This window comes from Pseudoalteromonas sp. MMG033, assembly GCF_057197785.1.
The window spans coordinates 1,667,866-1,690,000 of the sequence record NZ_CM170070.1 but is presented as its reverse complement, the minus strand read 5'-3'; the positions used below and the strand labels follow the sequence as shown (position 1 = coordinate 1,690,000).

25 protein-coding genes (1 of these 25 cut by a window edge) are annotated in these 22,135 nt (G+C 43.9%); 2 read left to right on the top strand and 23 right to left on the bottom strand.

Annotated elements, in window-relative coordinates; translation table 11 throughout:
• The 22 genes from AC2CZC_RS07430 to AC2CZC_RS07325 form a co-directional block, all read right to left on the bottom strand.
• Positions 1–726: the 5' portion of a DNA-directed RNA polymerase subunit alpha gene (locus AC2CZC_RS07430; RefSeq protein ID WP_023401260.1), read on the bottom strand. 261 nt of this gene lie to the left of the window's left edge; only the first 726 of its 987 coding nucleotides appear in the window; the start codon lies at positions 724–726; its stop codon lies beyond the left edge, outside the window.
• 24 nt (positions 727–750) lie between these two features.
• A complete protein-coding gene (rpsD, locus tag AC2CZC_RS07425; protein WP_039611418.1) occupies positions 751–1,371 on the bottom strand; it encodes a 30S ribosomal protein S4 in 621 nt (206 codons plus the stop codon).
• Positions 1,372–1,393: 22 nt separating this feature from the next.
• Complete coding sequence (gene rpsK / locus AC2CZC_RS07420; RefSeq protein WP_010386935.1) at positions 1,394–1,780, bottom strand: 30S ribosomal protein S11; 387 nt, start codon at positions 1,778–1,780, stop codon at positions 1,394–1,396.
• Positions 1,781–1,793: 13 nt separating this feature from the next.
• Positions 1,794–2,150, bottom strand: coding sequence for a 30S ribosomal protein S13 (rpsM, locus tag AC2CZC_RS07415; protein WP_010378282.1), 357 nt, complete (start codon positions 2,148–2,150; stop codon positions 1,794–1,796).
• 129 nt (positions 2,151–2,279) lie between these two features.
• On the bottom strand, positions 2,280–2,393 hold the full coding sequence (rpmJ, locus tag AC2CZC_RS07410; RefSeq protein ID WP_002959476.1) for a 50S ribosomal protein L36: 114 nt from the start codon (positions 2,391–2,393) through the stop codon (positions 2,280–2,282).
• A 21-nt stretch (positions 2,394–2,414) separates the two neighbouring features.
• Positions 2,415–3,743, bottom strand: a complete 1,329-nt coding sequence (gene secY / locus AC2CZC_RS07405; protein ID WP_023401262.1) for a preprotein translocase subunit SecY — start codon at positions 3,741–3,743, stop codon at positions 2,415–2,417.
• A gap of 11 nt (positions 3,744–3,754) precedes the next feature.
• Complete coding sequence (rplO, locus tag AC2CZC_RS07400) at positions 3,755–4,189, bottom strand: 50S ribosomal protein L15 (protein WP_039611416.1); 435 nt, start codon at positions 4,187–4,189, stop codon at positions 3,755–3,757.
• A 4-nt stretch (positions 4,190–4,193) separates the two neighbouring features.
• Complete coding sequence (gene rpmD / locus AC2CZC_RS07395; protein ID WP_010378276.1) at positions 4,194–4,373, bottom strand: 50S ribosomal protein L30; 180 nt, start codon at positions 4,371–4,373, stop codon at positions 4,194–4,196.
• Positions 4,374–4,379: 6 nt separating this feature from the next.
• On the bottom strand, positions 4,380–4,886 hold the full coding sequence (rpsE, locus tag AC2CZC_RS07390) for a 30S ribosomal protein S5 (RefSeq protein ID WP_023401264.1): 507 nt from the start codon (positions 4,884–4,886) through the stop codon (positions 4,380–4,382).
• Positions 4,887–4,895: 9 nt separating this feature from the next.
• A complete protein-coding gene (gene rplR / locus AC2CZC_RS07385; protein WP_023401265.1) occupies positions 4,896–5,246 on the bottom strand; it encodes a 50S ribosomal protein L18 in 351 nt (116 codons plus the stop codon).
• A 9-nt stretch (positions 5,247–5,255) separates the two neighbouring features.
• A complete protein-coding gene (rplF, locus tag AC2CZC_RS07380; RefSeq protein ID WP_023401266.1) occupies positions 5,256–5,786 on the bottom strand; it encodes a 50S ribosomal protein L6 in 531 nt (176 codons plus the stop codon).
• A 13-nt stretch (positions 5,787–5,799) separates the two neighbouring features.
• The gene (gene rpsH / locus AC2CZC_RS07375; protein ID WP_046357859.1) at positions 5,800–6,192 is read right to left on the bottom strand and encodes a 30S ribosomal protein S8; all 393 of its coding nucleotides are present in this window, start codon (positions 6,190–6,192) and stop codon (positions 5,800–5,802) included.
• Between the two features lie 20 nt (positions 6,193–6,212).
• A complete protein-coding gene (gene rpsN, locus AC2CZC_RS07370) occupies positions 6,213–6,518 on the bottom strand; it encodes a 30S ribosomal protein S14 (RefSeq protein ID WP_023401268.1) in 306 nt (101 codons plus the stop codon).
• Positions 6,519–6,528: 10 nt separating this feature from the next.
• Positions 6,529–7,068 (bottom strand): 50S ribosomal protein L5, encoded by a 540-nt coding sequence (gene rplE / locus AC2CZC_RS07365; protein ID WP_010386945.1) that lies wholly within the window; start codon positions 7,066–7,068, stop codon positions 6,529–6,531.
• A 15-nt stretch (positions 7,069–7,083) separates the two neighbouring features.
• Positions 7,084–7,398, bottom strand: coding sequence for a 50S ribosomal protein L24 (rplX, locus tag AC2CZC_RS07360; RefSeq protein ID WP_023401269.1), 315 nt, complete (start codon positions 7,396–7,398; stop codon positions 7,084–7,086).
• Between the two features lie 10 nt (positions 7,399–7,408).
• Entirely contained in the window at positions 7,409–7,777 is a 369-nt protein-coding gene (rplN, locus tag AC2CZC_RS07355) for a 50S ribosomal protein L14 (protein ID WP_039611414.1), read from the bottom strand.
• Between the two features lie 277 nt (positions 7,778–8,054).
• Positions 8,055–8,876, bottom strand: a complete 822-nt coding sequence (locus AC2CZC_RS07350; RefSeq protein ID WP_484584356.1) for a polysaccharide deacetylase family protein — start codon at positions 8,874–8,876, stop codon at positions 8,055–8,057.
• A 161-nt stretch (positions 8,877–9,037) separates the two neighbouring features.
• Positions 9,038–11,005 carry a TonB-dependent receptor domain-containing protein gene (locus AC2CZC_RS07345; RefSeq protein ID WP_484584355.1) on the bottom strand — a complete coding sequence of 656 codons (1,968 nt, stop codon included), beginning with the start codon at positions 11,003–11,005 and terminating at the stop codon, positions 9,038–9,040.
• A 111-nt stretch (positions 11,006–11,116) separates the two neighbouring features.
• On the bottom strand, positions 11,117–11,737 hold the full coding sequence (locus AC2CZC_RS07340; RefSeq protein ID WP_484584354.1) for a hypothetical protein: 621 nt from the start codon (positions 11,735–11,737) through the stop codon (positions 11,117–11,119).
• Positions 11,738–11,907: 170 nt separating this feature from the next.
• A complete protein-coding gene (locus tag AC2CZC_RS07335; protein ID WP_484584353.1) occupies positions 11,908–14,571 on the bottom strand; it encodes a family 20 glycosylhydrolase in 2,664 nt (887 codons plus the stop codon).
• A 535-nt stretch (positions 14,572–15,106) separates the two neighbouring features.
• Positions 15,107–15,895, bottom strand: a complete 789-nt coding sequence (locus AC2CZC_RS07330) for an ATP-binding cassette domain-containing protein (RefSeq protein WP_484584352.1) — start codon at positions 15,893–15,895, stop codon at positions 15,107–15,109.
• A 403-nt stretch (positions 15,896–16,298) separates the two neighbouring features.
• A complete protein-coding gene (locus tag AC2CZC_RS07325) occupies positions 16,299–18,248 on the bottom strand; it encodes an AsmA family protein (protein WP_484584857.1) in 1,950 nt (649 codons plus the stop codon).
• Positions 18,249–18,691: 443 nt separating this feature from the next.
• Here AC2CZC_RS07325 and AC2CZC_RS07320 point away from each other — a divergent pair, with 443 nt between their 5' ends.
• On the top strand, positions 18,692–19,858 hold the full coding sequence (locus tag AC2CZC_RS07320) for a hypothetical protein (RefSeq protein WP_484584351.1): 1,167 nt from the start codon (positions 18,692–18,694) through the stop codon (positions 19,856–19,858).
• 274 nt (positions 19,859–20,132) lie between these two features.
• Positions 20,133–20,819 (top strand): TorF family putative porin, encoded by a 687-nt coding sequence (locus AC2CZC_RS07315; protein WP_484584350.1) that lies wholly within the window; start codon positions 20,133–20,135, stop codon positions 20,817–20,819.
• Between the two features lie 48 nt (positions 20,820–20,867).
• Here AC2CZC_RS07315 and purT read toward each other — a convergent pair whose 3' ends face one another.
• Positions 20,868–22,055: a formate-dependent phosphoribosylglycinamide formyltransferase gene (gene purT, locus AC2CZC_RS07310; RefSeq protein ID WP_484584349.1), complete on the bottom strand. Its 1,188-nt coding sequence runs from the start codon at positions 22,053–22,055 to the stop codon at positions 20,868–20,870.
• Positions 22,056–22,135: the final 80 nt, after the last annotated feature.

Below are 22,135 nucleotides of genomic sequence, written 5' to 3'. Positions count from 1 at the left end.
TTCTTCTGGCTCAGAAACATCACGCAAGTCTACAAACGCTTCTAGCTGTTCAGCTAGGATTGTAGATGCACGACGGATCGCTTCTTCAGGATCTAGTGTGCCATTAGTTTCCATATCGATAATTAGTTTATCTAAGTCAGTACGCTGCTCAACACGGGCTGATTCAACCGAGTACGCAATACGCTCAACTGGACTGAATGATGCATCTAGCAACAGACGACCAATTGGACGCTCATCGTCATCAGAGGATAAACGACTTGACGCCGGAACATAACCACGACCGCGCTCAACACGGATACGCATACTGATATCGCTATTGTCAGCAGTTAAGTGACAAATAACGTGCTCAGGATTAGCAATTGTTACATCGCCGTCGTGCTGGATGTCAGCCGCAGTCACAGGGCCTACACCAGACTTAGTCAGGGTAAGGAAAACTTCATCTTTACCTTCTAAAGTAACTGCTAGACCTTTAAGGTTTAACAGGATTTCAATGATGTCTTCTTGTACGCCTTCTTTCGCGCTGTACTCGTGTAATACACCGTCGATCTCTACTTCTGTCACAGCACAACCCGGCATAGACGAAAGAAGAATACGACGTAAAGCATTACCTAAAGTGTGACCAAAGCCACGCTCTAGAGGCTCTAAAACTACTTTAGAACGGGTTGAGTTGATAGCGTCGATATCGACTAATCTTGGTTTTAGGAATTCGGTTACAGAACCCTGCATTTTATCCTCTCTTAACTCTTAACTTTACTTCGAGTAAAGTTCGACGATTAGTTGTTCATTAATGTCCGCAGACAGATCAGAACGCTCAGGTAGGCGCTTGAAAGTACCTTCCATTTTCTTACCGTCAACTTCAATCCAAGTTGGCTTTTCGCGTTGCTCAGCCAACTCTAGAGCAGCGATGATACGCGCTTGCTTCTTAGACTTCTCACGGATTACTACTACATCTTCTGGAGTAATAACGAAAGAAGGAATGTTCACAACACGACCATTAACCATAATCGCTTTGTGGCTTACTAGCTGACGTGCTTCAGCACGTGTGCTTGCAAAACCCATGCGATATACAACATTGTCTAGACGTTGCTCTAGAAGCTGTAACAAGTTTTCACCTGTGTTACCTTTAAGGCGAGCAGCTTCTTTATAGTAGTTGCGGAATTGCTTTTCAAGTACACCGTAGATACGACGAACTTTTTGCTTTTCACGTAACTGTAAACCGTAGTCAGATAGACGACCTTTACGTGCGCCGTGCTGACCAGGTGCTGTTTCTAGTTTACACTTAGAGTCAATTGCTCTTACGCCGCTTTTAAGGAACAGGTCAGTACCTTCACGACGACTCAGCTTGAGCTTAGGGCCCAAATATCTTGCCATGTTCTTTCTCCTAACCTATTAATTATACGCGACGTTTCTTCGGTGGACGACAACCATTATGTGGGATTGGCGTCACGTCAGTGATGTTTGTGATACGGAAACCAGCAGCATTCAATGCACGTACAGCAGACTCACGGCCTGGACCTGGACCTTTAATGAATACTTCTAGGTTCTTAAGACCGTACTCTTGTGCAGCAGTACCTGCGCGCTCAGCAGCAACCTGTGCAGCGAACGGAGTAGACTTACGAGAACCACGGAAACCTGAACCACCCGCAGTCGCCCAAGAAAGAGCATTACCTTGACGGTCAGTGATGGTCACAATAGTGTTGTTGAAAGAAGCATGAACGTGAGCCATACCATCAACAACTTGCTTTTTGACCTTTTTACGACGAATTGGTGCTTTTGCCATAACTTACCCCACCTTATTTCTTGATAGGCTTGCGTGGACCCTTACGAGTACGCGCGTTAGTCTTAGTACGTTGACCACGTAGTGGTAACGAACGACGGTGACGTAAGCCACGGAAACAACCAAGGTCCATAAGACGTTTGATGTTTAGTGTTACTTCACGACGAAGATCACCTTCAACAGTGTACTTGCCAACTTCTTCACGAAGGATGTCAAGAGTTTCGTCGTTTAACTCGCCGATTTTAGTAGTTTCAGCGATACCTGTCGCAGCTAAGATAGCCTTAGCGCGAGTTTTACCTACACCATAGATGCTTGTTAAACCAATAACAGCATGCTTATGGTCAGGAACGTTAATGCCTGCGATACGGGCCACTAACATATCTCCTATAAATAAACCTGATTATCATCTTGTTGGAAAGCCCGTACAGGATACCCAACCGACATTCAAGTTTTACCAATGAAACAGGCTAAGTGATTAACTTAGCCTGCACGACTAGATTTCTTAGCCTTGCCTTTGCTTGTGCTTAGGCTCACTGCAGATCACGCGTACTACACCAGCACGTTTGATAACTTTACAGTTACGGCAAATTTTCTTAACGGAAGCACGTACTTTCATAACTCAACTCCGTAACAGACCCTATCGGCCGTAGCCTTTAAGGTTTGCTTTTTTCAGCACAGAATCATATTGATGAGACATCAAATGAGTCTGTACTTGTGCCATAAAGTCCATGATAACAACAACGATAATCAAAATAGATGTACCGCCGAAGTAGAATGGTGTTTGCCATGCCATGGTCATAAACTCGGGCACCAGACAGATAAAGGTAATGTACATTGCACCTGCCAATGTCAGGCGTGTCATCACTTTATCAATGTATTTAGACGTCTGCTCACCTGGGCGATAACCTGGAATAAATGCGCCAGATTTTTTCAAATTATCTGCTGTCTCACGTGGGTTAAACACCAACGCTGTGTAGAAAAAGCAGAAGAAAATAATCGCTGCGGCTAGTACCATTGCGTACAGAGGCTGACCTGGGGTCAACACAGCTGACACTGCTTGTAGTGCATCAGCAAGTGGACCTTCACCTTGGCCGAACCAGCTTGCAATTGTACCAGGGAACAGAATGATGCTGCTAGCAAATATTGGTGGAATAACCCCTGCCATGTTAACTTTCAATGGTAAGTGTGTACTCTGCGCTGCAAAAACCTGACGGCCTTGCTGGCGTTTCGCATAGTTAACGACAATACGACGTTGACCACGCTCAAAGAATACTACCATGTAAGTTACTGCGACAACGATAAACGCAATAAGTGCTAAGATAAAGACATTCAAATCGCCTTGGCGCGCCATTTCTGCTGTCGAACCGATTGCAGACGGCAGGTTAGCTACAATACCAACAAATATCAGTACTGAGATACCGTTACCGATACCACGTTCTGTAATTTGTTCGCCCAGCCACATCAGGAACATAGTACCAGTTACTAAACTCACCACTGCGGTGAAGTAGAAACCGAAACCAGGATTCACAACCAAGCCTTGCATCATATTTGGCAGGTTAGTTGCAATACCGATCGACTGTATTGTAGCAAGCACGAGCGTGCCGTAACGCGTGTACTGACTGATCTTCTTACGACCTTGCTCACCCTCTTTTTTCAGCTCTATCATCGCAGGATGTATATGCGTTAATAGCTGCATGATAATCGAGGCTGAGATATAAGGCATAATACCCAGCGCAAGTACAGATGCACGCTCAAGCGCACCACCACTGAACATGTTAAACATGGCAAAGATGGTGCCCTTTTGTTGCTCGAAGAACTCGGCAAGTACAGCGGCGTCAATCCCAGGGATAGGCACGAATGAACCTAAACGGTAAATAATGATGGCACCCAATACGAATAGTAATCGGCGCTTCAACTCCGCAAGCCCACTTTGTGCGCTTTGCATATCTTGACCTGGTTTAGCCATAGTGTACTTCCTTAGTCTTCTACCTTGCCTCCGGCAGCTTCGATAGCTTCGCGAGCACCTTTAGACACTTTAATGCCTTTAACAGTAACTGCGCGTGAAACTTCGCCAGATTTAACAACTTTAACGAACTGAATGTTCTTCTTAACGATACCAGCTGCTTGTAGTGTGCTTAGCTCTACCACGTCGCCTTCAACCTTCGCGATTTCGAAAAGGTTAACTTCAGCAGATACTAGTGATTTGCGTGAAGTGAAGCCAAACTTTGGTAGACGGCGTTGCATAGGCATTTGACCGCCTTCAAAACCAACACGTACTTTACCGCCAGAACGCGACTTTTGACCTTTGTGACCACGACCACCAGTCTTACCTAGACCAGAGCCGATACCACGACCAACGCGCTTACCAGCAGTTTTTGAACCTGCAGCAGGAGAAAGTGTATTCAATTGCATCGAATTAGCCCTCAACCTTAACCATGTAAGAAACTTGGTTGATCATACCACGTACTGCTGGAGTATCTTCTAGCTCAACAGTATGGTTGATACGACGTAAACCAAGGCCACGTAATGTAGCTTTATGCTTCGGTAAACGACCGATTGAGCTACGTACTTGTGTTACTTTAACTGTGTTTGCCATGGTTTCTTACCCCAAGATTTCATCTACGCTAAGACCACGTTTCGCAGCGATCTTCTCTGGAGAGTTCATGTTCTCTAGAGCAGAAATTGTTGCGCGAACGATGTTGATCGGGTTAGTAGAACCGTATGCTTTTGAAAGTACGTTCTGTACACCAGCTACTTCTAGTACTGCACGCATCGCACCACCGGCGATGATACCTGTACCTTCAGATGCAGGCTGCATGTATACTTTAGAACCCGCGTGGCGACCCTTGATTGGGTGCTGTAGCGTGTGACCGTTAAGATCAACATTTACCATGTTACGGCGTGCTTTTTCCATTGCTTTTTGAATCGCAGCTGGAACTTCGCGTGCTTTACCGTAACCAAAACCTACTTTACCTGCGCCATCACCAACTACAGTTAGTGCAGTGAAGCTAAAGATACGACCACCTTTAACCACTTTAGACACACGGTTTACCGCGATTAGCTTTTCAGCCAAATCAGGCTGTTGTTGCTTTGCTTCTACGTTAGCCATTGTCTACTCCTAGAATTGCAGACCGGCTTCACGCGCTGCATCAGCAAGCGCCTTCACACGGCCGTGATATTTAAAGCCACTGCGGTCAAAAGCAAGCTTTTCGATGCCTTTGTCTGCCGCGCGTTCAGCAACTGCTTTACCAACTGCTTGTGCAGCTTCGATGTTGCCAGTGCCTTTAACTGTTTCAGCAATTGCTTTTTCAACAGTAGAAGCAGCAGCCAGTACAATACCCTCAACGTTTACGATTTGAGCGTATATGTGACGTGGCGTGCGGTGGATAACAAGACGCGTTGTGCCTTGTTCGATAATATTTCTACGAGTGCGCTTAGCACGACGTAGACGAGCTGTTTTCTTATCCATCGTCTTACCTTACTTCTTCTTAGCCTCTTTACGACGCACGTGCTCATCAGCGTAACGTACACCTTTACCTTTATAAGGCTCTGGTTCACGATATGAGCGGATGTTTGCAGCAGTTTGACCAACTAGCTGCTTGTCTGCGCCTTTAACAACGATTTCAGTCTGGCTTGGAGCTTCGATAGTGATACCCGCTGGGATCTCGAAGTTCACTGGGTGTGAGAAGCCAAGAGTTAAGTCTAAAACTTTACCCTTAACTGCAGCACGGTAACCAACACCGACTAGTTGTAGTTTCTTTTCAAAACCTTCGTTAACGCCGATGATCATGTTGTTGATCAGAGCGCGTGCAGTACCAGCTTGAGCCCAAGCATTTGCTACTTCACGAGGTGCTGTAGTGATAACGTTGTCGTTAAGAACAACTTCAACTGCGTCGTTAAGAACGCGAGTCAATTCACCGTTTTTACCTTTAACTTTGATTTCCTGGCCGTTAATTGCAACTTCAACACCGGCAGGAACAGCAATAGGAGCCTTCGCAATACGAGACATAGTTCCCCTCCGATTAAGCTACAAAGCCAATGATTTCACCACCAACACCAGCGGTACGCGCAGCGCGGTCTGTCATCAGGCCTTTAGAAGTTGATACGATAGCGATACCTAGACCACCCATTACCTTAGGTAATTCGTCACGTTTCTTGTAGATACGTAGACCAGGGCGGCTAACACGCTGGATGCTTTCGATAACAGCTTTGCCTTCGAAGTACTTAAGTTCGATAGTCAATTCTGCTTTTACGTCGCCTGATACTGAATAACCAGTGATGAAACCTTCGTTTTTCAGTACGTCAGCAACAGCTACTTTCAGCTTTGAAGTTGGCATTGTTACTTCTACCTTCTTCGCAGACTGACCGTTACGGATGCGTGTAAACAAATCCGCGATTGGATCTTGCAAGCTCATGTCTTACTCCCGTGATTCTATTACCAAGAAGCCTTTTTAAGGCCAGGAATTTCACCGCGCATAGCTGCTTCGCGAACTTTGATACGGCTTAGGCCGAACTTGCGAAGGTAACCATGTGGGCGGCCCGTAATGTTACAACGATTACGTTGACGTGAAGGGCTAGAATCACGCGGTAAAGACTGAAGCTTTAATACCGCGTCCCAACGCTCATCATCAGATGTTTTAACATCGCTGATGATAGCTTTAAGTGCAGCACGCTTTTCTGCGTACTGTGCAACTAATTTAGCACGTTTTACGTCACGCGCTTTCATTGAATTCTTTGCCATAACCCTACCCTTACTTTTTGAATGGGAAGTTGAACGCTTCTAATAACGCACGGCCTTCATCATCTGTTTTCGCAGAAGTAGTGATTGTGATATCCATACCGCGAACACGGTCTACTTTATCATAATCAATTTCTGGGAAGATGATTTGCTCACGTACGCCCATAGAGTAGTTACCGCGACCGTCAAAAGACTTTGCGCTAACACCGCGGAAGTCACGAATACGTGGCATCGCGATTGAGACTAAACGCTCAAGGAAATCCCACATACGCTCGCCGCGTAGGGTTACTTTACAGCCAATTGGGTAACCTTCACGGATCTTAAAGCCAGCAACTGATTTGCGTGCTTTAGTCACTAGAGGCTTCTGACCAGAGATTGCTTCTAGGTCTGCAACAGCATTTTCTAGAATTTTCTTGTCAGCTAGGGCTTCGCCCACACCCATGTTAAGTGTGATCTTCTCGATCTGAGGGACTTGCATGACAGAGCTGTAACCGAACTTTTCAAAAAGTTCTTTTACTACTTTGTCTTTGTACACTTCATGCAGTTTCGCCATCGTCTACTCCAACTATTAAATAGTTTTGCCAGTAGACTTGAAGAAACGGACTTTTTTACCGTCTTCAAATCTAAAACCAACACGATCTGCTTTGCCAGTTTCGGCATTGAAAATCGCTACATTTGATACGTCGACAGACGCTTCTTTCTCAACAATACCGCCAGCTTGCTGTAGTTGTGGTACAGGCTTCTGGTGTTTCTTGATGATATTTACGCCTTCAACAAATACACGACCAGTCTCAGTTACAACTGAAAGCACTTTACCGCGCTTACCTTTGTCTTTACCGGCTAGTACGATTACTTCGTCATCACGACGGATTTTTGCTGCCATGATCGACTCCTTATAGTACTTCTGGTGCTAGTGAAACGATTTTCATGAACTTTTCGTTACGTAGTTCACGCGTCACAGGGCCGAAGATACGAGTACCAATTGGCTGATGGCTATCATTTAAGATAACAGCCGCATTGCTATCGAAACGGATTAAAGAGCCGTCTGGACGACGAACGCCTTTCTTAGTACGCACTACTACTGCGTTTTTAACATCACCTTTCTTCACTTTGCCGCGAGGAATTGCTTCTTTAACAGAAACTTTAATGATGTCACCAACACGCGCGTAGCGACGGTGCGAACCACCAAGGACTTTAATACACTGCACTTTGCGAGCGCCGCTGTTATCAGCAACGTCCAGCTGAGTTTGCATTTGGATCATTGTCTATGCTCCGGTGTAGTTAACATTTACCTAGATTTTGTATAAAACCTAAGCATTTAGATTAAATTCCACTCAAAAAACGAAGCTTTCGTCTTTCAAGGGCGGGGAATTGTAACAGCAAAGTTCAGCCAAAGATAGTTCAATTTTTAATTAATTTATCAATTTGCCATATCTGCTATCACCGCCTTCTTTCATATGAGGGCGGTGAAGTGGAAAACAAGTCTAATGAATAAATTTTAAACCTTTGTTACAGTTTAAAAAATAGCCACACATTGATTTATCTATGCTTTTCAATATAGGTTGCAATCTCATCGACCGTTGCCAACCAATATCCATTTTTGGGGTCTTTTAAGTAAACAATCAGCGCATCTAAGGCTGCTTTATCCGTGGTATAAAGGCCTTTTTCCCCGACTTCATGCCCAGCTAAAATAATCCATTTATTATTTTCTTTGAGCATATCTAGCAGACCTTTGATTTCTGCAAAGCTCATCCCGTCCATTCGATTACCAGCCAGCTGTGCAAAATCGGTATAAGTTGGATTATTCCCCGTTTCATCTAGCCAAGTACGGCCAGTTTTAAATAGCTCTGCAATGAGCGGAACATAGCTTTTTACTTCTTTACCCCGACCAACAAAAGTGTTTCCGCACGGATATGCAAATGAGCGCGGTTCGACATCGAGTTTCTCTTTCATGTAGGTCGTTGTGGCTTCTATGTCTTGTCTTAACCAGGCTAAGTCAACCTGCTCAAGCCCCAGATCATCTTTTCTCAGCCATGCAAAGTTGCCTGTGCACAAATGAGAACTCGTATGATTACCTAATTCATGCCCATTTTTTGCGGCTTTTTTCCAGCCATCCAATCGCTCATCAACAAATTTTGGATTGACATAAAAAGTCCCTTTCACATTATGCTTGTCTAAAATGGGAATACCGACATCTACTTGACTATTTCGTGCGTCATCAAAGGTCAATGACACAGCATATCGTGCGCCATTTGGATATGTAAATTCAGACTTTACTGCATTTTTTTGTTGGGTTGCTGCACAGCTGCTCACTGACAAAGTCAATAAAGTCACTGTGGTAAGTTTTTTAATGGCATTCATAGTACACATATCCTTTTCCATTTCTGGTTAATTTAAGTCACTCGCTACGCAGTGTGCGTAGTGGCCATGTTATCTACCATGAAGAAACAGTGAAGGTATTCTTATTTTCTATTTAACAAATATAACCCAATGATATTACTTGTTTTATAAAAACACCCTGTCTAAAAGTTGTACCATACTGACAAGCGATAGTCCGCTTTATGCGTACGGTCAGCTACTTCATAGCCAGATATTATTGCTTGTTCATAAAAAGTTCGTTCACGTCTGAATCGGCCGGTATTCATATGCGTTACTTCAAAACGTACTTTAAAACGTACTTTAAAACGATGAATCCAAGACGATTCAATAAACCCTTTCAATCGTTTATTGCCATGCACAATCAGCGTTTCATATGGATAGTAAACCGGTTCTGTATAATCCCCCCAATACTCGAGCCCCCATGAACTTTTAAGGTGCGGGATATCATGACGGAACTGCATCCACAGCCAATCATCTAAGTAGTTGCTTAACCGTTCACTGCGCCTATTTGGATTGCTGTAATGTGAATTGGTATGCTCATAAGACACCTCAAAGAGCGCATTATCTAAAATGGGGGCTAAGTCAATCGCTAGGCCTATCGTACTGCCCCAATACTCTCCATCTCCTGCATTGCCTATCGCACTGCTGGTGTCCGTTATCGCGATGTGCTCCAACACATCTTTTCGCCATTGATACAGTAACTCTACTTTTAGATTGCTGCGTTTTGAAAAATACCACTGATACTGCGCTGAAACTTCGGTGGTCTGTTGTGGGCGTAACTGCGTGTTCCCAGCTTGACCTCTTGCATCTAACGGGTCAACGCTACGTGCAAAATCCGAAAAATCAAGCTGGCCCACGCGATGTTCAGCCGCCGCACTTAGACTTTGGTTATCTGCAAGCTGCCAGTCTGCTTTGAGCCTTGGCTTCAAAAAAGAGAGGGATTGCTCACTGTTTTCTTGTGCAGATACATCAATACGCGAGCTTTCATAAGTTATCCCCACTTCACTGGTGAGGGTCTCATGCACTTGGTAATTGACACTGCCAAATAGCTCAGCTCTAAGTTCACTGACATCAGTACGGCTCATATTTTGCTCGCCAGATTGCAATACAGATGATTGCATTCTGTTCTCTACTAATTCAATACCAAATTGAGGTGTGAAACGACCTGTTGGAGATAGTTCAATGCTGCTTCTCAATATGAGTTCTGTTTTCAACTCATTTTGATGCCATGTAGAGTGAGCAAGTACAGCCGGAAAAAAGACATCTGTATTGGCAAACGTTTTGTCTTCAATGACCCAAATAGCCATATTCTGCCACCGATGACTCGCCCGTTTCATGAGCCAATCTATACCTAGCTCTGCAATATCCGTTGTATTTTCTACTTCGAGCTCTCGAATTAAATGCAGCGCTTCATTACTTGGCTGCATATCATCATATCTAACAGTTTCTCCCAGATACTTTTCACGGCTCACTTTGCTTGTCAGCATAGTTTCAGTGTCTGTATCTATTTGGCTCAATTGAGCCGTCAATTTAAACTCTTTTGTGGACTCATCGAGCACTTCTGATGCTTTTGCGATGGCTTTGTTTTGTTCATCTCGCTGTGTGATAACTGCAGTGCGATAACCAGGGGTATGATTTGCTTGAATACCCAGTGATGCCTCCCACCCTAACAAGGGCGTTGTTAATTGCAATGCGACTTTTGGCTTTATGCTGCCGTCATGAAACTGCACTAGCTCCCCTTGCACATTTCCCGATGTTTCTACATCAAGTAAGATCACATCAGCAACCACTGTGTTACCAGCCGCAACTAGCGGAATTTTACTGCCACGATAAATGCGGATTAGTTGTACAGAAGCCGCTGGCAGGCGATTTAACACATTGCTGAGTTTTTCAGACTTAACAACTGGACGAGCGCCATTAATTAAGACATTCCCGACATTGGCGCCAAAGCCACGGGCAGAGCTCGTATTCTGAAATGAAAAACCAGGTAAGCGGTAAATCATATCCAAGGCTGTTTGTGGGTGGTACTGCTCGAAGAAAACACGGTCAAATACCTGATTTTCGAGTGCAGGTACTTCCTCAGCTCTTAATTCTGGAACTAAAAAAATCATGCTTAATATAAACATGAAGAGTGAAAGTATATTTCTTGTCCGGTTCATTCTCTTTTCTGTCGCTCGACATGCGGCTATATCACGTTCTAACAATGTATTTCCTGTATTGGGTCAATCTGATGATATGTGTGCCAGCTCCGTTGGGAACTGGATGCTGTGTTCACTGTATTGGCTCGGCTTCACCTCAAAGCCGAGTTGCTTATCTTGAGCATGATGTTTTGCTAAAAAGAACTCTTTTGTGCAGCAAACAGTGTTACTTTGCAGATAAGAACAGGATGCTACTGAAACAAAAGCACCGCTTTGGGACACCGCTATCGCGTCTAATTTATTATTTTTTAAATAATAGAGTTGCAAGCTAAGCCACTCATTCGATATCCAAGCACACGCTTCTGGGCAGACAACGACATAGTCACAATTAATTGCTAATGCCAACCGTTCTGGCGTCTTAGCATTCAAATTCAAAGGCAAATCAAAAGGTAATAAGCGCACTGTAAAGCTTGCTTGTTGAGATACCTCACACTGTAGTGATGGCGGGTGGCATATTACAACTTCAATAGGGCATAGGGACTGATTTTCTAACATGCTTAGCACCTTCTTTAGCTCTGAGCGCTGCTCAATTACACAAATACAGGTGATGTCCATCTCATGATGATATGTCGTTAGCTCTTTATCTATGCCGAATAGTGCATTATCTTCCGGCTCAGTTTGTCCCTGTATAACTCGACTGATCATATAAAATGCTCTTGATGGTTGTGGGCTATCGCAATAACAGATAGACGCCAAAATATGAAGGGGTGCCATTGGGCAAATTTAATTGTTATCTATGTATATGATGACCACAGTCACTTATTGCGCTAGAAAGAATTGGGAAGCACCATAGGAACTCGGTGCCTCCCAGCAACTTAAAATCGGGCAGTGCCAGTTATGTCGGCAAACTCGATTCTACCAGGGCGTCGCCTATCGGGTGAAAGTGCTCGTAGCTCAACCTTAGTTCCGGCTTTCAACGTCAATGGCTGATCATACTCTCGCCACTCTCCTTGGTTAACTCTGAACTGAATTGGTAACCCAGGAATGATCGTAGAGGCATGCAACCTATTGTCTATCACCTTGCTCACCACATTCGGGATCCGATAAAAAACCCCCAATCGATCAAACTTTTCAAGCTCTTTATGTCCAACGGCATGAATAAAGTCTTGCCACTGTTGATCTCGCTGTGCACGCATTTGAGCAGTTAGGAACCCTGTTGTGTGGTCATACTTTTCACCAGCATAGTTATAGGGTACTTCCCACTGTGCACGATGCCATGCTTTCTCAGCCAGCGCTAATAATCGAGGAAATAGCATGTACTCAGCTAAGTGGTCTTTACGCACGACCTCAGACCAAAGGTGACCTTGGATCCCCGTAACACGGAAACCTTCAGGAAGTGGTTGATGAGTAAACTGACCATTTTCATCCACTTGCGTTCGATCATCAGCCACATAGTTTCTACCTATGGTGTCTTTCTTAACTTCCGCATTAGCTGGCAAGTTATCAGGCATAAACTCAAAAATTGTTTTGCTATTTGTTCTTCTCGCCCCCCATTTATAGCCACTCTCTTTAGGGTCTAACTCATAGGGAAAATCTAAGTAAGTGACATCCGGCGTTGATAAAATAATGTCCCAACCCCGTCTGGCATGAGCACTCACAACCTTGTGAGCATTTTGCGGTAATGTTGCCCAGACATACGACGCTACTTTACGTGGCATCTTGTCCTGTCTCGTTTCAGAAAGACCATCATTCCAGCCAGCGACCTCAATACCTTTTTTAGCAATCATTGCCGATACTCGCTCAATAAAGTAGCCCGTCAACTCTTCCACTTCATGCACATTATTGGACTTGTCAGCTATGAACTTTTTACATGCTGGCGACTCAACCCATGCCCCAGCAGTTTCATCTGCACCAATATGGTAGATATTTAACGGTGAGCCCGCTTTTTTATGTTGCGCAGCCACTTCTGAAATCACCTTATCAACAAATGCATAAGTTGACTCCATACAAACATTTAATGTGTTGTCGTTGTAGTGTTGAATTGAGCGGTATTCGGTGACATCTTGCGGATCACTGACCAGATACTGGCGCGCAGCGTCATGTTTACCTTCTTTGGTGAGCGTGTAAAAGCGCTTCTCCATGGCTTTGACCGCTGCACGCGAATGGCCAGGCATGTCTAACGAAGGAATAATTTCGATATGATGTTGCTTTGCAAAATTCAAGATCTCTTGATAATCAGCAATAGAATAATAACCATCTCTATCAGTATTGATTGCCGACCCCAACTGAGGTTGCAGACAATGCTTATCATCCAAATCAATACATCGATGTGATGATAACGCTGTCAATTCAGGTAAGCCCGGGATCTCAATGCGCCACCCTTCATCATCTGCGAGATGAAAATGCAGCTTATTAAGCTTATAAGCAGACATTTTACTGAGTAACCGCAATACAAACTCTTTAGAACGGAAGTTACGCGCCACATCCAAGTGCAAACCTCGATAATCATAGCGAGGCTTATCAACTACATTTACCGCAGGCACCTGCATAGAGTCCAGTGACAGCAAACTCGCCACCGACTGTAATCCATAAAATGCACCTGTACTATCTTGCGCTTCAATCTGTATTTGCCCTCTTTGGGTGCTGAGCTGATACGCGCCGTTATGACCTTGTTGCTTGCCGCGCACAATGATATTCACTGCAACGCCATTGTGCGTTTGCTTAACCCCTAACGCATCTAGACGCTTTAGGGCAGCTGCCACATCTCCATACTCCAGCCCAGAAAGCTGTAATTGAATACCGTTACTCAAATTAAGTGGCGCCTCATTGCTAAACACCTTCATTGCATCAGGCGTTGGCACAATTGCATGCGCAACAGCATCAACTGAATAATCGTCGATTTTATAGTTTTCAAATAAGGCAGCTGAGGTAAAGTTTGCATATTGATCATCAGGATGAGATTGCATCACACTGGTTTTGGCACTGACCGCTGCATAAGGCTTTATTTCTAATCTTGTATCCTGCTCTATGTATGATTGGGTGCTTTTTATCACTTTTGGTTCAAGACCCTGTGCGGTGAGTATATAGTTGGGCATCAACTCACCTTCATTAAGCAGTGAACTGGCGACCCAAAATTCAATAACTTGGCTCTTCCCTGCTTCGAATCCAGTAAATGTGTTACTTGGTGCAATGTGGTTCAGGTCACCATTGAAGTGACGTAATGTCAGCTGCTCGCTTTTACTTTGTGTCGCTGGATACACTTGGCTATACAGGATTTTCCAACCATCTACCTTTGCAGTAAACGGACTCGTGATTTCAATTTGTGCGTGATAACAGAATTCAGCCGTAGATCCTGGACATTGCTCAGGCATATTACTGAGTAAGCGATACTTCACATCGAGGGTGTCAGCAAGCTGATTAAGTTGCTGCTGATTTATTTGTGCTAGGCTGGTGCTGGCCCAAGTTTGGCCAGCTATTACCATGGCCGGTAATAACGCAACCAAAGTGCGCGCCGTTAATGCTTTTTTGTTCTCATGCATAAGTCCTATCCTGCTGTTCATTATAATTAAAACATTAAGTTGGTTAAAAAATAGCTAAAACATCTCAATTTAGAACTTTTATAAACCTGTTTCAATTTCGAAACATTCATATAGACAGGAATAATTTACTTAAACACAATAGCTGAATATCTAATGTTTAAGAGGCGTAGTACAACAAAGAAGATTGAGTGATTAACTATCATAAGCCTCTCCCATCGCCTAACACATGAATAGAAAATAAAAAGTGAGTCGATTAAAACAGACCAAGCATGACACCTTACGGCAAGAGAAATGACATAAATGTAAACATGCGCTTTCTTCTTCTAGAAATTAGTGAGTAATTGGAAAGACTGGACTTTTATTATCCAGTTTGTAGGTAAGCATGATATTTTTACTACAAGCCAGTCATACTATGGCATACAGAATTACATTCGCTTTTTAATGAATGTCCTACACTGCCAAGAGTAAGCTGTAATTACCATGCGTATCTCATTCCAACATGACATTTATTCATTTTTGCTTGCCACCTAATCGTTTAAATCGTCTCTGCGTCGCACTGTAATGATTGCTCAGCCAGGTGTATGTCATTATCAAGTACCAACCTTCCTCTTTCCATAACCAGTGCCCTTTCACAATAGAGCGAAAGATCTGCAATTGAATGACTTGATAACAACACGGTCAATTTATCCTCTGCTGCTAAATGCTGTATCGAACGCATAATTGCTCGCTGTGATAAATAATCCAACCCAGCAATCGGTTCATCTAAAAACAGCAACTCTGGACTATGTAGCAGTGCAGCGATCAGCTCCATTTTTATGCGCTCACACATAGAAAGGCGCCGTACTTGAATGTCTAATAAATGTGTCACTTGCAAAAATTCAGACAAATAAGACAACCGCCGTTTATAAACAGGAATGGGGATCTCATAAATGCCTTGGCATAAATTAAAACTATCCATCGCAGGTAAATCCGGCCAAAGCTGAAAGCTCTGCCCCATAAAATATGAACATCGTTTTTTAAATGCTGCTTTGTGTATACAGGGAGACTGGCCAAACACAGTGATATGCCCTTGAGTCGGATTGATCATCCCCGATAACATCTTCATCGTTGTGGTTTTTCCTGCCCCATTTTGACCAACCACTGCCACGGTCTGACCGCGCTCAATATCGAAAGAAATCCCTTTAACTGCTTCAGTGTACTCAATTTCTCTGTGAAACAGATTTTTTAAGGAAGCTGATAACCCAAGAGGCTTGCGATAGCCTTGGTAGGTTTTACTCACGCTCTTCACTTGGATCACCGCCCTATCACTCTTTAGTCGCATCATCTCGCCCCTAAACAGTATCGAGTGGCCGTGTAGCGCATACAAAAAAGCACACGGAGTAAATTGATAACACCTAATAAGTCATGAGTAATAAGCATGGTCTACATGTTTATCTATTTTGGGAATATGCCTAATAGCTTTAAACAATAGCTGTATACTTTTCAATCAAAAATATCGCATGTGCACAGTACTATTCGCAATTATCAAATTCCCGATTACTTATCGTTTTAGATAACTGAGACTTAGGGATAATAACGCCTAAAATATATGTAAAAAAAGCAAGAATTAATTTATACCAATGGTGGATTTACATTATGAGATCAAAGTGTATTGAGGAAAAGATAATGCCGAAGTGAAATAGCAGCGATGCATATTGTTGGCGTTGAACAATATGCATCGCCTAGGCTTAACCGCCAAATAGGCCTTTGAATTTGTCTTTAAGTTTATCTTTAATAGTGTCTTTGGCTTTGTCTTTAGCCGCACTGCTTAAGTCTAAGTTCGTTTCCACTTTGTGGAATGGGCCCTTGATCCGTACAGGCACCTTGAAGCCTGTACTTTTATCACGGCTACTTTGCCCTTCAATGGTATCGACTATGCCTGTTACCAAACGATAATCGACAAACGTCTTAGGCAAATCAACATCTCCAGAGCCGGTCACGCGAATAAGTGGGCTTGCCAGCAATAAATCAGTATTCGTCCCAACACCTCTATTAAACTTAAAGCTCCCCGTGAGTGCTGAAAAGTCGGTTTTCTGCTGAGGATCAAAATCTGCATTAATGCCTTCAGACAGCCCAGAGAAATTGCCCTTGAGCATTTCTTGGCCTTTTCTTACCATCTCAGCCAAATTGGCCCCTTTTACGCCCCCATCCTTAAACTCAAATGCCAATTGTCCACCTAGCTGCGAGACAAATTGCTTTTGGCTCACCCCTTGAGTAGTTAACTGCCAATTAATACTGCCTTTGCCCAGTACCTTATCAAAGTCGATGGCGTCGGTGAGTAATGGCTCGGCATTAATGCCATTGAGCGCAAAATTTGTCTTGATCAGATATGGTTTTTTAGCCCCACTGATTTCTATTTTCCCTTTACCAGTTCCCTCATAAGCATTAAAGCTATCCAATGACACTATGGCTTTGCCGCCATTTAACTTCACTGACAACTGGTTTTTGCCTAAAGTGACTTTGCGCGCTTTTAATCCAGTTGAGCGCACCACGATATCCGCATCTAATGTATTTAAAGCGGACAAGTCAATTTCAGTATCATCCCATACGATTGGCTGCGCAGGCGTGTCTTCTCTTGGCTCTGACGTTTGCTCAGGCGCTGCAGCAGGCTCTGGTAAATACGGGTTTAGGTCAAGCATGCCTAAATCGACATCTGCAGTGACCGATAATCTCTGGGCTAAGTTCACTTGTGCACGACCCTTTATGGCCAACTCATCTAGTGCAGCAGTGAACTGCTTGAGACTAAACACATTGTCCGCAAATGACATGTCTCCTGTGACTTCAAACTGGTTAAAGGCATTGTCTTTGGCATTCAAGTCAACCTTTTGCCATGCAGCCAACGATTTCACTGAACTGCCCGACAGCGAAAGCGCGCCTTCGAACAGCTGACCTTGCTTGAGTACGCTGCCATTAAAATCGATATTTACCAGCTCATTGCGAAGCTTTTTAGTAAATTTGAAGTCTTCACTTTGAATTGCCTTAGCTGGCGTATCTACGCTTAACTCAAGGTCAAAGCGCTGATCTTGAAAAGTAACTTGGCCTTGCACTGAAAGTGATTGATATAATGAAGGAAGGGCTACACTCAATGATAAATCATTCAGTTCTTCTTTAGTTCCACCTTGATTATCGACATAAGTGAGTGAGCCGCCATAAATTGCCACTTCCCCTAAAGCAATATCAAATCCATCAGGTAAGGTGACAGGATCTGAACTTGTTTCATTCGCTGGTGTACTTGCTGATGTCGATGTCGCGCCAAATAACTGCCAGTTTGGCTTGCCTGTTGAGTCCACTTCCAACAAAATTTTGGGGTTTTGAATGACAAAACGCTCCAGCTTAAAATCACCTGATAGCAAAGATCCCCATGGAATATGTACAGCTAACTGTTCCATTTCCAGCATATGTGGTGCACTGCCCGTTGGCATGTTATCAAAGGCCACTTGGTTAAGCTTAATGTTCAACTCTGGCAAAATGGATAATTCACTATCACCTGCAATCGTCAACTTTCGGCCTGTGGTCTTCTCCACTTGAGTCGTGATCTGTGACACAATCGTTTCAGTTGGGATCAACATGGGTGCCACAACTATCAACACCACTATGAATATCAGTAACCCTACTACACCTTTTAATATCGCCTTCATCATCCATCCTTCCAGAGAAATAATTATCTATGCATTATGATAGCGAGGCTGATAAAAAACCACAAAGCAGCACTGAGGCTAAATGCTATCTTGCAAAAATAAAAATCAATTTAGCGTTTAATATAATTATCTTACAGATTATCAGAAAAACCCTAAACCTTTGTTTTTATTGTTTGGAAAATACAATTAACGATCAATCACTGGAAATTATATCCGCACCTACGGACGGCAAGAGACAGAAAATACCAAATCGCAGAATTCCCTATTTTTCGCAAAATACGCGCAATAAAAAACACAGCTTAAATCAAAGAATAAAAAAGACGCAAAAACCACATTGCAACTGTGCTAGAACTCGGTATGATCCTCGCCCTTGCCAGTTTAACGATACGTTCGCTAAACTGAATAGTCTAGATTTCAACCTAACCTTGGAGTACTCACGCAGCATGAAAAAGTTGCTCATTTCACCGTCAAATATGGCTTTGGGCGAACAAGAAAGTCAGATTTACCAAAACATCTTAAAGCAATCTACTGAGATCAGCCTGAACCTGATGGCAGTTAAAGTAGAGAATCACCCAGAGGATTTCCTGGGTTGGTGTTATGAGTTACTCGATGTGGCTAAAAACCGAATCAATTTTGACCTGCTGGATGACCACCAGCTACCCACTGTTAAAAAACTCCAAGACATGCTGATCTCAGCTATCAGCTTTTTACAGGTCAAAACCCTGAGAATTGCACCTTGGCCTGTGGTCGGTGAGTTCATCGCTCAGCGCAGTGACGTATTAGTGCTAGATGAGCAGTTAAAACTATTGGATTACATTGCCACACTACGCGATAGCAGACTACAAGATATGATTGTAGAGGACCGTCTAGCTTTTGCCGGTAAACATACGGCAAAGCATGATACCAGTGTTTATCAGTTTGATGTCGAGTGGTTTGCGTCGACAAAAAGTGCCAAAGGGTTCCACCAACAGCTGGCTGACCTACCGGGTGCGTTCGATGATGCTTTAGCGCATATTCCTCTTGAAGGCCCAGTCACATTAGAGCACTACCAAGGCTTCACCATCGCATTTCTCAGCGCTTTCAACGGCAGCGATGAAAAGCCAACGCTTGCACCAGCTACGCGCTTACTTGCTATGCGTCGTCCTGATGTATTTACGCCTATCAGCAACAATCGCCTTGATGCCCTTTGCCAAGCGTTGGGGATCACACGCTTAAACAACCGTGACTTTGAGCGATACTGGCAGGATATAGTGCAAACAATCGCTAAAATGCCTTGGTTTGCAATGGCCAGTGGCAGCAATGAACTTGAAGCCAAGCTAGCTGATATCAAAGCGCTTCTACCTGTACTGTTTTATTATGCCGACGAAGACATGGCAACCTCGTCGAACTATTACAAGCTACTGCACAAGCCAAAACGCACATCGAGCGGCTCTGGTACTAAATCTGTGCGCCGAAGCAAAGAATCAGCTGAAACGCTGGTTGATAGAGCACTCAGTGATGAATCTATGCCTGAACATATTCGTGCCAAACGCGATTCAATCATCGCGGAAGTCGAAAAAGGCCGAAGCGTTGATGAAACCATTCAGTTAATGCGTACCATATTTGGCTAATAACCTAGCTCACAGCCTGCATACTATCAGTGCAGGCTGAAACAATCCGCACCATAGATGTGCACCCTAATAAAATACACCTCCTCACACATTTAGTCTGACAAAAACTTATTACATTTTATTTCAATCACCTAAACTAAATTCTAGCCAATGCGCCTAAAGTGGCGCGCAGTTTGCGATTGCTGATATACCTCTGCGGCTTGGTCTATCGCTGACCACCCCAGAGCCACTCGTTTTAAAAATACGATTTACTCTGTGCCATATAGGAACCATTATGACAAACAAAGCAACTCTCTTATTGTGTACGTGTGCAGCGCTCCTTTCTACTCAGGCTATTTCAGCCAGCGAACACTCTGTCTCCGCCAATGCAGCTGCCAGTTCAAATTACTTTTGGCGTGGCATTACTCAATCTGATGATGGCGCAGCCGTATCAGGAGGGATTGACTATAGCCATGACTCTGGCTTTTATATCGGTACTTGGGCCTCCAATGTCGACTTTGGTGACACATCCAGTACCAGCTATGAATTAGATTTCTATTTAGGGTTTAGTGGCGAGGTAAAGGCGCTGAGCTATGACGTTGGCTATATTCACTACGCTTATCCTGATGCAGCTGGCGATATCGATTTTGGTGAAGTCTATGGTGCACTCGGTTGGCGTAACGTCAGTTTAAAAGTGAGTTATATGACACATGCGCAATCTGATAGCAGCACCGAAGAAGATATGCTCTATGTTGAACTGAGTGCTGCTTTCCCTGTCTTCACAGACGCCGAGCTGGGCTTGCATATTGGAAATTCCAGTGGTGATACCGTCATGGAATGGACAGGAGAAGGTGACAGCTATATGGATTATGGAGTCAGCCTGAGTAAAGATGCCTATACTTTTGGTTTAGTAAAGACCGACCTTGATGCCGATGACGACCTCAAAGTCTATGTGAGCTACGCCATCGATTTTGATTTATAGATTTAATTTGCTGCAAACCTTGGGGCCGTAAGGCCCTATTTCACGCAATTAAACAGTATATTCAACTGCACCGCTGACACGCTTTGCTTTTTCTATCGCTTTATCCACACTATTATCTCGTGCCAATGCAACGCCCATGCGCCTGATACCTTGAACCTGTGGTTTACCAAACAAGCGGATATCGGTATTGGCTTCTGCCAATGCTTGCCCTAAATTGCCAAATTGCACTTGATCAGACTCACCTTCAACAAGGATAACACTGGATGCAGAAGGGCCATGAAAGTGAATCGCAGGAATTGGCAAACCAAGCACAGCACGCGCATGCAACGCAAACTCACTCAGATCTTGGGAAATCAAGGTCACCATGCCAGTATCATGTGGACGCGGAGATACCTCACTAAAATAAACCTCGTCCCCTTTGATAAATAGCTCTACACCAAACAAGCCGCGACCACCGAGTGCCTCAGTAATTTTGCTAGCTATGTCTTTACTGCGTGCCAATGCTAGTTCGCTCATTGCCTGCGGCTGCCAGCTTTGCTGATAGTCTCCACCGGCTTGTACATGTCCAATTGGTGCACAAAAGCTAGTCCCCTGACTATGGCGTATGGTCAGTAAAGTGATTTCATAATCAAAATCGACAAAGCCCTCAACAATAACACGTCCTTGCCCCGCTCTACCGCCTTGCTGTGCATATTGCCACGCAGACTCAATATCCTCATGTGTTTTTACCACACTTTGCCCTTTACCTGATGAGCTCATGATCGGCTTCACTACACATGGCATGCCAATATGTTCAATGGCCGCACGAAAGTCGTCGATGCTATCAACAAATTGATAAGGTGACGTCGCTAACTTTAATTCTTCAGCTGCTAATCGGCGGATCCCCTCTCTATTCATGGTGAGTTGTGTTGCTTTTGCCGTTGGTACAACCGTAAAGCCTTTAGCCTCTAACTCAACCAGTGTATCTGTGGCAATCGCCTCAATTTCTGGCACGATGTAATCAGGCTGCTCTGCACGAATAATTTCTGCCAGTCGTTCACCATCCAACATAGAGAGCGTATAGCTTCTGTCTGCAACCTGCATGGCTGGCGCGTTGTCATAGCGGTCTAACACAATGACCTCTGCCCCTAATCGCTTAAATTCAATCACAGTTTCCTTGCCCAGCTCACCGCCACCACAAAACAGGATTTTACATGCCGTTGGAGAAAAAGGGGTTCCCAAAGGGGTAATACGCATAAAGATTCCTTTTGGTTAACATAATCTGATTATTTATCAAGTGAAAATACGTGTTTTTTTCAAAAAATGAGAAGAAAACA